16 protein-coding genes are annotated in these 12500 nt (G+C 67.0%); 2 read left to right on the plus strand and 14 right to left on the minus strand.

All coding sequences use genetic code 11. From position 1 onward, the window contains the following. A partial coding sequence (locus OXU42_00585; GenBank protein MDE0027887.1) for a hypothetical protein occupies window positions 1-184 on the minus strand: 184 nt, incomplete at its 3' end. On the opposite strand from OXU42_00585, the gene OXU42_00590 reads away from it, so the two are divergent. Continuing rightward, window positions 183-1268 (plus strand): ornithine cyclodeaminase family protein, encoded by a 1086-nt coding sequence (locus OXU42_00590; protein ID MDE0027888.1) that lies wholly within the window; start codon window positions 183-185, stop codon window positions 1266-1268. The two genes, OXU42_00585 and OXU42_00590, sit on opposite strands and share 2 nt — an antisense overlap. Window positions 1269-1324: 56 nt before the next feature. On the opposite strand, the gene OXU42_00595 is transcribed toward OXU42_00590, so the two are convergent. The 3 genes from OXU42_00595 to OXU42_00605 all read right to left on the minus strand — a co-directional run bounded on the left by OXU42_00595 (window position 1325) and on the right by OXU42_00605 (window position 3782). Next, window positions 1325-1792, minus strand: coding sequence for a hypothetical protein (locus OXU42_00595; GenBank protein ID MDE0027889.1), 468 nt, complete (start codon window positions 1790-1792; stop codon window positions 1325-1327). Between the two features lie 177 nt (window positions 1793-1969). Continuing rightward, complete coding sequence (locus OXU42_00600) at window positions 1970-2959, minus strand: quinone oxidoreductase (protein MDE0027890.1); 990 nt, start codon at window positions 2957-2959, stop codon at window positions 1970-1972. Between the two features lie 124 nt (window positions 2960-3083). Then, the gene (locus OXU42_00605; protein ID MDE0027891.1) at window positions 3084-3782 is read right to left on the minus strand and encodes a cyclase family protein; all 699 of its coding nucleotides are present in this window, start codon (window positions 3780-3782) and stop codon (window positions 3084-3086) included. Window positions 3783-3896: 114 nt separating this feature from the next. On the opposite strand from OXU42_00605, the gene OXU42_00610 reads away from it, so the two are divergent. After that, window positions 3897-4184, plus strand: coding sequence for an antibiotic biosynthesis monooxygenase (locus OXU42_00610; protein MDE0027892.1), 288 nt, complete (start codon window positions 3897-3899; stop codon window positions 4182-4184). 26 nt (window positions 4185-4210) lie between these two features. Here OXU42_00610 and OXU42_00615 read toward each other — a convergent pair whose 3' ends face one another. The 10 genes from OXU42_00615 to OXU42_00660 form a co-directional block, all read right to left on the minus strand. Further along, on the minus strand, window positions 4211-5332 hold the full coding sequence (locus tag OXU42_00615; protein ID MDE0027893.1) for a citrate synthase: 1122 nt from the start codon (window positions 5330-5332) through the stop codon (window positions 4211-4213). A 114-nt stretch (window positions 5333-5446) separates the two neighbouring features. Beyond that, window positions 5447-5911 carry a FixH family protein gene (locus tag OXU42_00620; protein ID MDE0027894.1) on the minus strand — a complete coding sequence of 155 codons (465 nt, stop codon included), beginning with the start codon at window positions 5909-5911 and terminating at the stop codon, window positions 5447-5449. Window positions 5912-5949: 38 nt separating this feature from the next. Further along, entirely contained in the window at window positions 5950-6690 is a 741-nt protein-coding gene (locus OXU42_00625) for an ABC transporter ATP-binding protein (GenBank protein MDE0027895.1), read from the minus strand. Continuing rightward, entirely contained in the window at window positions 6683-7441 is a 759-nt protein-coding gene (locus tag OXU42_00630; protein MDE0027896.1) for an ABC transporter ATP-binding protein, read from the minus strand. Before OXU42_00630 ends, OXU42_00625 begins: the two co-directional genes overlap by 8 nt. Then, the gene (locus OXU42_00635) at window positions 7419-8336 is read right to left on the minus strand and encodes a branched-chain amino acid ABC transporter permease (GenBank protein ID MDE0027897.1); all 918 of its coding nucleotides are present in this window, start codon (window positions 8334-8336) and stop codon (window positions 7419-7421) included. Before OXU42_00635 ends, OXU42_00630 begins: the two co-directional genes overlap by 23 nt. Window positions 8337-8339: 3 nt before the next feature. Beyond that, on the minus strand, window positions 8340-9239 hold the full coding sequence (locus tag OXU42_00640) for a branched-chain amino acid ABC transporter permease (protein ID MDE0027898.1): 900 nt from the start codon (window positions 9237-9239) through the stop codon (window positions 8340-8342). A 23-nt stretch (window positions 9240-9262) separates the two neighbouring features. Continuing rightward, the gene (locus OXU42_00645) at window positions 9263-9979 is read right to left on the minus strand and encodes an ABC transporter ATP-binding protein (protein ID MDE0027899.1); all 717 of its coding nucleotides are present in this window, start codon (window positions 9977-9979) and stop codon (window positions 9263-9265) included. Window positions 9980-9983: 4 nt separating this feature from the next. Continuing rightward, on the minus strand, window positions 9984-10760 hold the full coding sequence (locus OXU42_00650; protein ID MDE0027900.1) for an ABC transporter ATP-binding protein: 777 nt from the start codon (window positions 10758-10760) through the stop codon (window positions 9984-9986). Then, window positions 10753-11667 (minus strand): branched-chain amino acid ABC transporter permease, encoded by a 915-nt coding sequence (locus tag OXU42_00655; GenBank protein ID MDE0027901.1) that lies wholly within the window; start codon window positions 11665-11667, stop codon window positions 10753-10755. The genes OXU42_00650 and OXU42_00655 overlap by 8 nt, the downstream gene beginning before the upstream one ends. A 6-nt stretch (window positions 11668-11673) precedes the next feature. Then, a partial coding sequence (locus OXU42_00660) for a branched-chain amino acid ABC transporter permease (protein ID MDE0027902.1) occupies window positions 11674-12500 on the minus strand: 827 nt, incomplete at its 5' end.

The raw sequence follows: 12500 nt of genomic DNA on the forward strand, positions 1-12500 counted from the left end.
TGCGTCCTTCGACTTCGCTCCGCTGGCGCTCCGCTACGCTCAGGACGAACGGTGGAAGTTCCACTTTCCGAACGGTCAGAGGTTCCACTTTCCGTTCGTCCTGAGCGTAGCGGAGCGCCAGCGGAGCGAAGTCGAAGGACGCTCCCTGGCAGCCCGTCACGGGGCGCCGGCACGCGGGCATCATGACGCTGATCCTCACCAACGAGGAGATCGAGAGCTGCTTCACCCTGGAGGAATGCTTCAGGGTGTTGGAGCCTGCGTTCATCGACTTGGGCAACGGCGCCGCGGCGAACCTGCCGCGCCAGGATCTGCTGGTGCCGGGGCCGCTGGAGGGAAGCTACCACGGCCTCAAGTCCGCCGGCGGCTCCATGCCGCGTTTCGGCGTGACCGCGGCGCGGCTGACCTCGGATATCGTCACCTGGCCGGAGGTGGACGGCGAGCGGCGCCGTGTCAAGGTGCCCCTGGCCATGGGTGACAAGTACGTGGGCCTGGTGTTCCTGTTCAGCACCGCCACCGGCGAGCTGCTGGCCATCTTCCCCGACGGCCTCGTCCAGGCCATCCGCGTGGGCGTCACCAACGCCTTGTCGGCCAAGTACATGGCGCGTCCTGAATCGTCGGTGCTCGGGCTCTACGGCTCCGGGTGGCAGGCCCGGTCGGGCCTCCTGGCCATGTGCTCGGCCATGCCCATCCGGGAGGTCCGGGTCTACAGTCCCACGGAGGAGCACCGCCAGGCCTTCGCCCGTGAAATGGACGGCCGGGTGGAGGCCGAGGTGCGCGCGGTGGACCTTCCCGAGGACGCTGCTGACGCAGCCGACATCGCGCTCCTCACCACCAACGCCCTGGAACCCTTCTTCCCGGCCGCCTGGGTCCGCAAGGGTATGCACATCGCCACCGTCCGCTCCAGCGAGATGACCGTGGACGCGCTGCTGCGCTGCGACCGGCTGGTGGTTTCCAGCCGGGAAGCGGCCCGGCTGGTGACGCTGCCGGGCGAGGAGGAACGAATCCCGGAGGCCGGCGAGGGTGACTACCGCCGAGAGGAACTGAGCGGCACCGAAGCCGATTGGAGCCGGAGACCCGAGTTGGCGGAGGTCATGGCAGGGAAAGTTGCAGGCCGGGAAAGCGAGGCGGAAGTGACCTGCATGCTCAACTACGTCGGGCTCGGGCTTCAGTTTGCCGCCGCCGGAGCGCGGATCTACGAGTTGGCCAGGGAACGCGGCCTCGGCAGGGACCTGCCCACCGAATGGTTCTCACAGGACCTGCACTCGTAGGCACAGCGCATGGAGCGCCCGCCGTGAGATGCGGCACCGCACTTCGCCAACGCGGCCTACGGGAAGAAGAGCAGCTTCACCAGCAACGCGATGATGGCGGGTTCGAAAGTGAAGACTGCCAGCTTGAGCACGGCAACGCTCTTGTCGAGCTTGGCGATGTCATCGCGCAAGGCCTTCTCCAACCTGGCGTGGTCCTCTTTGGCGGACAACTCCAGCCTGGCGTGGTCCTCCCTGTTGGACAACTCCAACTTGGCGTGATCCTTCTTGGTGGACAACTCCAGCCTGGCGTGGTCCTCCTTGGTAGACAACTCCAACCTGGCGATGTCTTCCTTGGTAGACGCCTCCAACCTAGCGATGTCCTGCTTGGTGGACGACTCCAACCTGACGATGCTTTGCTCTAATACGGATATGTCTTCCTTGGTAGCGAGATGGTCGGCGTGCGGGATAGCGGCTGCCGCCGACCTCGCCTTCTCCTTGGAAGCTCCGGCTTCAATCAGCGCCTCGTAGACTTCTAGAACGATCACGGTCATGGCTCCGTCCCCGCCGACTTCAGGTATTGTAGTTCGATTATTCAAAAAGGCAACCTCGATACAGGACAGTATCCGAGCCCGGCGGACAGGCACTGCCCTCACAGTCACAAATCGACACTCTCGTACCGTTCTTTAGCCCAAGGCGTTCTTTCTCCGGCGGCCGGGGCGAGCTTACGGAGTCAGCAGGATCTTGCCGGTGGTCTTTCGGGACGCCAGCAGGCGATGGGCCGCGGCGGCCTGGGTCAGCGGAAGGGTGTGGCCGATGCGTACAACGAGTTTTCCGGACTCGACCCATCGGAGCACGTCTCCGCCCCGGGCGAGGATCTCGGCGCGATCGGTGGTATGGTGGGTGAGGCTTGGACGGTTGAGGGAGAGGGATCCCTTGGCGTTGAGCACGGCGGTGTCGAAGGGCGGCACGGCGCCGCTGGACTGGCCGTAGATCACCATGCAGCCGCGCGGCGCCAGGGCATCGAGGCTCTTCTCGAAGGTGCTCTTCCCCACCGAATCGTAGACGACGTTGACGCCGCGTCCATCGGTGAGCCGGCGCGACTCGGCGGCGAAGTCTTCCTTGGCGTAGTCAATGACCGCGTCGGCGCCGGCTTCCGCGGCGATGCGCGCCTTCTCGGGCGCCGACACGGTGCCGAACACCCGTGCGCCGCGCATCTTCGCCATCTGCACCAGCAACAGTCCGGTGCCGCCGGCGGCGGCGTGGACGAGCACCGTGTCCCCGGCGCCCACCGGGTAGGTGTCGCGGGTGAGGTAGTGGGCGGTCATGCCCTGGAGCATGGCGGCGGCCGCGGATCGGTGGTCCACCGCCTCCGGGACCCGCACCAAGTGACGCTGCGGCACCGCGGCCAGCTCCGCGTAGGAGCCGTATCCGTTGGAGATGCCATAAGCGACCCGGTCGCCGACCCGGACTTCGGAGACGTCCCGACCGATGCCGATCACGGTGCCGGCGCCTTCGGCACCGGGGATGTAAGGGAGCGTGCGGCCGTGGTGGCCGCCCCAATGGAAACCGGAGCGGTAGTAGATGTCCAAGTAGTTCACCCCGCAGGCCGCGACCTTCACCAGCGCTTCGCCCGGCCCGGGCTCCGGCGCCTCCACCTCCTCGTGGCGGAGCACCTCCGGACCGCCCAGCTCATGCACCCGGACGGCCTTCATCGCGGACCGGGGAACGTGGGTGAACCGCCGAAGCGAGCGTAGTCCCTGCGCCCGTGCTTCCCTTCCGAGGGCCGGCGACGCGAGGGCAGCCTCCGGGAAACAATGCGGGTGCGCGTCTCCGCCATCAGTCCAGCAAAGCCACCACCCGTGCCGGCGCGGACTCGGTCTTCCACTTGGCCGGGAGCGCGATGATCTTGGCGGTGGGGCCGATCTGGTCGAGGTTGATGAGGTTCTCGATCTGGCAGGTGACCTTGGGCAGGATGGTGCGGTGCACGGTCATGCCGCTGGTAAGGATCTCATCGGCGTGCTGGTAGTCGGCACCCTTCTCCTCTTGGGCGAAGTCGTAGCCGATGACCGCGGGCTGCTTGTCCACGACCCACTGGGCCGCCTCGCGCGAGAGAAACGGTGAGTCGTTCCACCAGGACGGGTCGGTGGTGCGGTGTCCCTTGGGCCAGTCGGTGCGCAGCAGCAGGATGCCGCCGGGCTCGATCTGTACCCCCTGCCCGGCCAGCGCCGCCTCCGCCCGCTCCATGTCCTCCGGCGTGATGCGCGCTCCGGGCTGGCACCGGAAAGACAGGTCCAGCACCACCGCCGTGCCGATCAACGGCTCCAGCGGGAGCTGCTCCACCGACGGCTTGTCGCGGAAGAAATGGTGCGGCGAATCGATGTGGGTGCCCGCGTGAACGGTCAACTCCACGAGGTTGGAGACGAACCCCTTGTCCTCCCAGTCGATGATGGGCTTGATCCTGAAGTAGGTCTCGTCGGGGGCGAACGGCGCCGAGTCGCACTCCTCCACGGTCATGCTGAGATCAACGATGCGCATGGCAGCGGCTCCTTTCCCCAAGACAAAAAGCTCGCGTCCTTATATCATTGCACGGCGTCTGAAAGTCAACGCGCCCTGAACCGCGCGGCAACACGCATCGAAGGAGGCGACACCATGATCTACGAAGTAAGGATTCAGACGGTGGATCCCGACAAGCGGAGCGACTACGTCAAAGCCTACAAGGAAGCGATCCAGTCCAGCAAGGAGGCCGGATGCCACGGCGGTTACATCATGTGCAGCGATGACGATCCTTCGAGGGTCATGGTCCTGCTCCACTGGGAAACCCGCGAACACCACGAACGCTGGCGCGGCACGCCGCCCCACGTAAAGTTCAGGGAGACCATCGACCCCTGGCAGACCCAGCCCAGCATCGGGGACTACTACGTGGTCGAGACCATCTGACGAACTCATGCCGAGGTGAACCCCGATCAGCCGCGTCGATCCAGCGGCTCGAACTCAAGCCCCGTGGCGCCCACGTAGCGCGAGTTGGGCCGGTAGAGGCGGTTGTTGTCCATCTGCTCGATGATGTGCGCCGACCAGCCCACCACCCGGCTCATGGCGAAGATCGGCGTGTTCAGGCTGATGGGGATCTTCATCATGTGGTAGATGGGCGCGGCGTAGAAGTCCACGTTGGGGCACAGGTTCTTCTCCCGCCGCATGACCTCCTCGACGGTGATGCAGATGTCGCTCAGCCGCGTGTCGTCAAGCTGCCTGCCGAGCAGCACCCCCCACTTCTTGGCCACCTCCACGCGCGAGTCCGCGGTCTTGTAGATGCGGTGCCCGAATCCCATCACGCGCTCCTTACGGCGCAGGCTCTCCTCCACCCAGGCCTCCGCCCGGGACGGCTCGCCGATCTCCAGGATCACGTCCATGGCCTTCTCGTTGGCGCCGCCGTGGAGCGGCCCCTTGAGCGCGGCGATGGCGCCCACCACCGCGCCGTACAGGTCCGACAATGTCGAGGCGATCACCCGCGCGGTGAACGTGGAGGCGTTGAACTCGTGCTCCATGTACAGGATCAGCGTCACCTCCAGAACCCGGGCCTCGAACTCGTCCGGCTGCTCGCCCCGCAGCATGTAGAGGAAGTTGGCCGCGTGGTTGAGCATGGGGTCCGGTTCGACCACCTCCAGCCCCTGGGACAGCCGGTGCAGCGCCGCCACCACCGTGGCCATGCGCGCCAGCAGGCGCGTCGCCTTCCTCAGGTTGGCGTCGCGGGAATCATCGCCGGCATCGGGGTCGTAGAGCGCCAGCGCCGACACCGCCGTGCGCAGGGCGTCCATGGGCACCGCATCCGACGGCAGCCCCTTCAGGCTCTCGACCACGCCCGGCGGCAGCCCCCGCTGCGAGCGCAACTCCTCATCGAACGCGCCGAACTCGGCTCCGCTCGGAAGCCTGCCGTGCAGCACCAGGTAAGCCACCTCCTCGAATACCGCCTGCTCGGCCAAGTCGTGCACGTCGTAGCCGCGGTAAACCAGCTCACCTTCCGGACGGACCGAGCAGATGGCGGTCTCCCCGGCCACCACGCCTTCAAGGCCCGGTTTCACCTCTGACATCGCTGCCTCCTGTACCGGCGCCGAGCGGCGGCGCCCCGAAAGACCCTCGAAAGGGCCATTGGACAATGACTTCCACAAGAATGGTCTTGACCGATCCAACCGCCGGTCCGGCCGCTAATTCCCTTTTCCCTTGTGAACTCCGTGGCCCATGCTCTGGTGTTTCCCATGGGACATCCCGGACTCGGACCCTTCCTTTCCGGCCATCCCGCCGAAATGAAGCTTCTTGATCAAGCGGTCCCGACCCGGCTTGGTGAAATCGAGCTTGAGCGCCCACTCGCCCGTCATCTCCAGCTCGATGCGAACCCGATACATGCCGGCCATCCCATGCGGCTCCGCGGTCACGGGTCGGACGTTGTGGGCGCCGGGCATGGACGGCATATCGGCGCCCACCGTGAACTCGGCGCCGGCGATCGGGGCGCCGCTGCCCTTGGCCTTCACGGTGATCATGCAGTCGTAGACGAGCTTCTCATCGGTGGGTTTGCACTCCACCTCGGCCGCCTTCCGCTCGGCCGCGGCTGCCGGCATCGGAAGCAGGCCCAGAGCGGCAACGACGACCACTACAAATGGTAGATCCTTCATCCGAAGTTCTCCTTTCTTGGCCGTGTCGCGGCGATTTCTCACCTTCCCGAAGCGGGATCGAGAGGCGCCCCGGCGGACACGCCCAGATAGTGTGAGACGAGCCGGTGGTCCGACAGCAAGTCCGAAGCCGTCCCCTGAAGTGTGATCCGCCCGCTTTCGAGCACGTAGCCCCGGTCGGCGAGCGCCAGGGTCTGCCGGACGTTCTGTTCCACGAGAAGCATGGTCAGGCCCTGATCGCGCAATCGCCGGATGAGGGCGAAAACCTCCTCCGCCAATTTCGGTGACAGGCCAAGCGAAGGTTCGTCCAGCAGCAGCAGCCGGGGCTCGGCCTCGAGGCCCCGGGCGAGGGCCAGCATCTGCGCCTCGCCGCCGCTCAGGCTGGCGGCCGGCTTTTCCAGCTTGTCGGCGAGGGCGGGGAACAGGCGCCGCAGGCCCGGACGGTCGCGGCGCCGGAGCACGAACGGGCCGCGGCGGTGAGCGGCGACCCGGAGATTCTCTTCCACGCTCAGGGTGCCGAAGATCAACCGTCCTTCCGGAACCTGGACGATGCCGCGAGCGACAACCGCGTGCGCGGGCAGGCCCCCGATCGGCTGTCCCTCGAACAGCACGTCGCCCGTTTCCGGCGCCACGATGCCCGAGACGGCATTGAGAATCGAGGTCTTGCCGGCGCCATTCGGGCCGATGATGCAAACGATCTCGCCGGTCCGCACTTCCAGCGAGACTCCATGGACGGCACGAAGGCCGCCGTAGGAAACGTGCAGCCGCCGCACTTCAAGCATCAGGCTCACCCTCGCCTCCCAGATACGCTTGCCGGACCCGGGCGTCGGCAAGCACCCGGTCCGGGGGCCCTTCCGCGATCTTGCGGCCGAAATCCAGCACGCAGAGACGGCTGCATACGCCCGCGATCAAGGCCATCTTGTGCTCGATCACCACACAGGTCCGGCCCGGGGCGACGACTTCATGGATGAGCCGCGCCATGTCGGCGGTCTCGGCCGGCGTCATGCCGCCCGCGGGCTCGTCCAGCAGCAGAAGCCTTGCGTCGACAGCAAGGGTGCGGGCGATCTCCAGGCGGCGCCGCGCCGGCAGCGGCAGGTGCTTCGCCAATACTTCCCGGTCTCCCAGGAGCCCCACCTGCTCCAGCACCTCGTCGACTCTTCGCGCGTCCCCGCACCCGGCTGCCGGCCGGCTGCGCAACAGGCCGAACAGGCCGCCGGAAACCCGGCTGTGCTGCGCTGCCCACACGTTGTCGAAGACGGTCATGGTGGGAAACAGGCGGATGTTCTGGAAGGTGCGCGCGATCCCCAGGCGGGCGATACGGTGCCCGGCCCACCCGGTGATGTCCGTGTCCTGGAAGGCCACGCGCCCCGCGGTGGGAGGGTAGACACCGGTGACGACGTTCAGGAGCGTGGTCTTGCCCGAGCCGTTGGGCCCGACAATGCCGAGAACGTCTCCGGTCTCCACCGCGAGGTCGATGCCGGCGAGGGCGGCCAGTGCGCCGAAACGTTTTTCAACGCCGCTGAGCGCCAGCATGGTTTCGTCTCCGGAACAGCGTCTTCAACCGGTGCACCCGCTCCTCGTCGAGGATGCCTCGCGGCATGAAGATCAGCAGTATCGCCGCCAGACCGCCGAACACGATCATTCGATAGCCCTGAATGAACCGCACCGCTTCGAGAAAACCGATGTCGATGGCCACGCCGATGAACGGCCCGAACGCCGTGCCGAGGCCGCCGATCAGACCGTAGGCCAGGGCGTGCACCCCGAGCATCACGTTGAAGAACTGCGGCTCCACGTAGGTGGTGAAGTGCGCGTAGAGCGCGCCGCCGATGCCGGCGATGGCGCCGGCCATGCCCGCGGCCAGAATGCGGTAGCGAACGGTGTCCAGGCCCTGCATTTCCGCCAGCAGGTCGTCCGAGCCGAGCATTCTGAAGACGGAACCCAACCGGGACCGCTCGATGAGCAGCAGCACGATCAGCACCAGCGCCAGCAGGCCGTAGATCAGCAGCATGAAGTGGGCCAGGCTGAGGTCGCGCTCGAACATCCAGCGGATGCCGTGGAATCCCTCCGCGCCGGCGGGACCTACAAGTTCCCCCTCCACCTCCACCTGGACGTGGACGATCAAGAGGATCAGGCGCACCATCTCCGCGAACGCCAGGGTCGAGATGGAGAAGTACAGGCCGCTGAGCCGCAGGGTCAGGGCGCCCACGACCATCGCGATCGCGCCGGCGACGCACGCGCCGGCGAGAATCCCCACCCAGATGGGCAGGAGCAGCATCGCGGTGACCGCGCCGGCGGCGTAAGCGCCCAGGCCGAAGTAGGCGTGCTGGCCGAAGGAGATCTCGCCTGTCACCAGCAGCAGGTAGGCGGAGAGCCCGATGAACGAGATCATGCCGATGTTGGACAGCACCGTGATGACGTAATCGTCCATGTCTCAAACCCGCCGGAACGCCAACTCCTCCCGGCTCAGGATCCGCTGGCCCAGGAGCCCGCCCGGACGCGACACCAGCATGGCGAAGAGCAGCAGGAACGCGCTCAGGTCCCGGTACTCGGCGCCCAGGTACCACAGCGCATGAGCCTCGACGACGCCCAGCAGCAGGCCGCCCAGGATGGCGCCCGGCAAGGAGCCCATGCCGCCCAGCATCATGGCGATGAGGCCCTTGAAGGTCGCCCACAGCCCGAAGAAGGGGGTGATCTGCTGGTCCGTCGCCAGGATGGCGAAGCCGGCGACTCCGCCCGCCAGAGACATCAGTACGAAGGCGCACAGGATGGTCCATGTCCGGTGGATGCCCATGTACGCGGCGGCCAGCGGGTTTTCGGAGGTCGCCCTCAACGCCAGACCGAAACGGGTGCGATGCAGCAGGAGATGCAGGGCGCCCACCATGACCGCCGCCAGCACCAGCATCGCGGTCTGCTCCGTCCGGAAGAGAAAGGGGCCGGCCTCGTAGGAGCCGGCCGCGAACAGGCCCGGGAAGGCGTAGGTGCGCTCGGGCAGCAGGTGGATCGCGGCTTCTTCCAGTTGCATCCAGATCACGAAGCTCGACACCATGGACGCCAGCGCGGCGTCGCGGCGGACGGCGTGGAAACACAAGCGTTCGACGTAGATGCCGACCAGGATGGTGGAGGCCACCGTCGTCAGGGCCACCACCAGCACGTGGACCTGGTAGTGCACATGGAGCCACGTTCCGATGTAGGCGCCGAGCATGATGCTGGCGCCGAAGGCGAGGTTGAGCCGGCGCATCACGCCGAACACGATGGTGAACCCGATGGCCAGCAACGCGTAGGACGAGCCGAACATCACCCCGTCCACGGTGTTCTGGATGAAGTCGATCAAACCGCGTCCCCTCGACCGGGCCGTCACCCTCGCCGCGACCCGAGGTAGGCCCGGTGAATGACCTCGTCCTGCTCGATCTCGCCGGGTGACCCGGAAAAGGTGATCCTGCCGCCTTCGATGAGGTAGAACTTGTGAGCCACTTCGAGCGCCATGCGGGCGTTCTGCTCCACCAGGAGGATCGTGACGCCTTCCGCGTTCAGCTCGCGGATGATGTCGAAGATCTCCGCGACGATCATCGGCGCCAGCCCGATCGAGGGCTCGTCCATGAGCAGGATCCGGGGACGGGCCATCAGGCCCCTGGCGATGGCCAGCATCTGCTGCTCGCCTCCGGACAGGGTGCCGGCGGGTTGATGCCTGCGTTCCTCCAGGCGCGGGAACCGCCGGTACATCTCCGCCACGTCGGCCGCAACCTCCGCCGCCGAGGCCCGCCTGGAATAGGCGCCGGCGCGGAGGTTCTCCTCGACGTCCATGCCCGGAAACACCAGGCGGTTCTCGGGCACCAGCGCGATACCCCTGGACACCACCTTGGCCGCCGGCAGCCGGGTCAGGTCTTCACCGTCCAGGACGACGGACCCCGACTGGGCTTCGAGGATTCCCGCGATGGTGAACAGGGTCGTGGTCTTGCCCGCGCCGTTGGGGCCGAGCAGGCAGGTGATCTCGCCCTCGGCGGCATCCAGGCTGATGCCCCGCAACGCCTCGATGCGACCATAGGAAGTGACCAGGTCACGGACGCTCAGCATGGGCTCAGGCGCTCCCGCCGCCGGGGTCGGAGGCCGGGGCGGAGGCGCCCAGGTAGGCCTCCTGCACGGCCTTGTCGCGTTGCACCTCGCCCGGCGTGCCGAAGGCGATCTTGCGGCCGAAGTTGAGGACCGCGATCTGCTCGGTCACGCCCATGACGAGCTCCATCACGTGCTCGACGAGCAGGATCGTCACTCCCGAATCGCGCACCCGGTGGATGCGCCCGCTCAGATCGGCGATCTCCTGCTGGTTCATGCCGGCGGCCGGCTCGTCCAGCAACAGCAGCCTCGGCCGGGTCGCCGCGGCCCGGGCGAACTCCAGCCGCCGCTGCTCCCCGAACGCGAGATTGGACGCCAGCTCGTCGTCCTTGTGCCCGAGGTCGGCGAGGTCGAGCAGATCGGCGATCTCCCGGCGCGTCCGGCGCGTCGCGCCGAACCAGCGCGGCAGGAAACCCCGCGCCGAGACGTCCTGGGGCGAGTTCTGGGCCACCCACAGGTTCTGCCACACGGTCAGGTTGGGAAACAGGCGGATGTTCTGGAAGGTGCGGGCGAGACCGGCCCGCAGGCGCTGGTGCGGCGGCTTGCCGTTCATCAGCTCGCCGCGGAACCGGACCGTGCCGGCGGTCTCGCCGAAGACGCCGCAGATCAGGTTGATGGTGGTGCTCTTGCCCGATCCGTTGGGGCCGATCAGGCCGACGATCTCGCCTTCGTTGACGGTGAGGTCCAGCTCGTCGACGGCCTTGACGCCGCCGAAATGCTTGGACAGCCCGCGCAGCTCAAGCACGGGACTTCTCCCCGCCGCGGAGCCCCACGGCGCGTCTCAGGAGCCGGGCGGTGCGGGCGTCGAACAGGCCCGAGGGTTTCAGGTTCATGGCGACGATGATCAGCAACCCGAACACGATGCTGCGCCAGTCCCCCATGAAGCGGAGTCCTTCCACCAATACGCCCTGGATGAAGATCACCGCCACCAGGGTGCCGAACACGCTGGAGAGGCCGCCGAGGATCGGATAGGAGATCGCGAAGGTCGCGAGCAGCACCGTGAAGGTCAGATGGTCCACGTAGGTGGCCGTGTGGGCGTACAGGGCGCCGCCGACTCCGGCGATGAAACCGCCCACGGTCATGGCCGTCACCTTGACCGTGGTGAGGCTGAGGCCCACGCTCTGCGCCGCCAGCTCGTCTTCGCCCACCGCCCGCAACACCGCGCCGGCGCGGGAACGGTCCGTCCACCACAGCGCCGCCATGACCAGCAGGACGAACGTCCAGACGAACAGGGTGATCTCCCACGCCGACCACCCGTTGGCCACGAAGTAACGGATCTCGCGGAAGCCGTTGGTGCTGTCCGGTCCCACGTGGATGCCGTCGCGCGGCACGCGCCAGCTCAGGTTGAAGAAGAACAGGCGCACGAACTCGCCGAACGCGATGGTGGCCACCACCAGCATCAACCCCTTGACCCGCAAGGCCGGAAAGCCCACGAGGAACGCGAAGAACGCCGCCACCAACGCCGCCATGAACAGGGCCGGCACGATGTGCAGCTCGAAGATGACGGTGAGAATCCCGGCACAGTAGGCGCCGATGGCGAAAAAGCCCGCCTGCCCCAGGGAGAGCTGGCCGGTCAGCATCAGGACGTAGGCGGACAGCCCCAGGAGCGTGTGGATCCCGATGAGCTGGGCGAGGCCTAAGTAGTAGGACATCGGCGGCTAGTCCCGGTCGGCGCCCGACCCGAAGATCCCCTGGGGTCTGAAGACCAGGAAGATGAACAACAGCAGCAGCACGTACATGTCGCGCTCGTTGACGCCCCGGAAGTAGAGAAAGAAGTTCTCGAACCCTCCCACCAGCAGACCGGCCGCGATGGCGCCGGGAATCGACCCCAGGCCGCCGATGACCGTGACGATGAGGCCCTTGACCGTCAGCGGCACCGTGATCAGCGGCGACAGCACGCCCACGGCGGATGCGGTCATCGCGCCGGCGATGCCGCCGAGCAGGCCCGCGAGCACGAAGGTGGTGGCATTGGTCCGGTGCACGTCGATGCCGCAGAGCTGCGCCGCGACGTCCTGTTGGGACACCGCCCGGGTCGCCAGGCCCAGGCGGGTGCGGTAGAGCACGTAGAGCAGCGCCAGCGTGCCGGCGACGCACATCGCCAGCACGAACAGCAGGTCGCCGCGGACCCCGTAGGGGCCGACATCGAACATCACGTCGTCGAACAGGGCCGGGAAGGTGAGGGGCGAGCCGTCGGTGGCGTGCACGACCATCTCGTCGATGAAGAACAACCCCCCGATGGAGGCCATCAAGGCGGCCAGGTGGTTGTTGATGGGTATGAACCTGAAGCAGGCCAGGTACGCGACGTAACCCAGGAACCCCGAGGCCAGCGCCGAGATCAGGAACACCACCGGGGCCGGGGCGTCGACGAAGGCGAATGCGGCCAGGCCCGCGTAGGCCCCGGCCAGGGACGCCGCGGCGTAGGTCATGTTGAGCTTGCCCATGGCGCCGAAGATCAACGTGAAGCCGATCCCGATCAGCGCATAGG

This window comes from Deltaproteobacteria bacterium (assembly GCA_028818775.1).
Lineage (GTDB): Bacteria > Desulfobacterota > Binatia > UBA9968 > JAJDTQ01 > JAJDTQ01.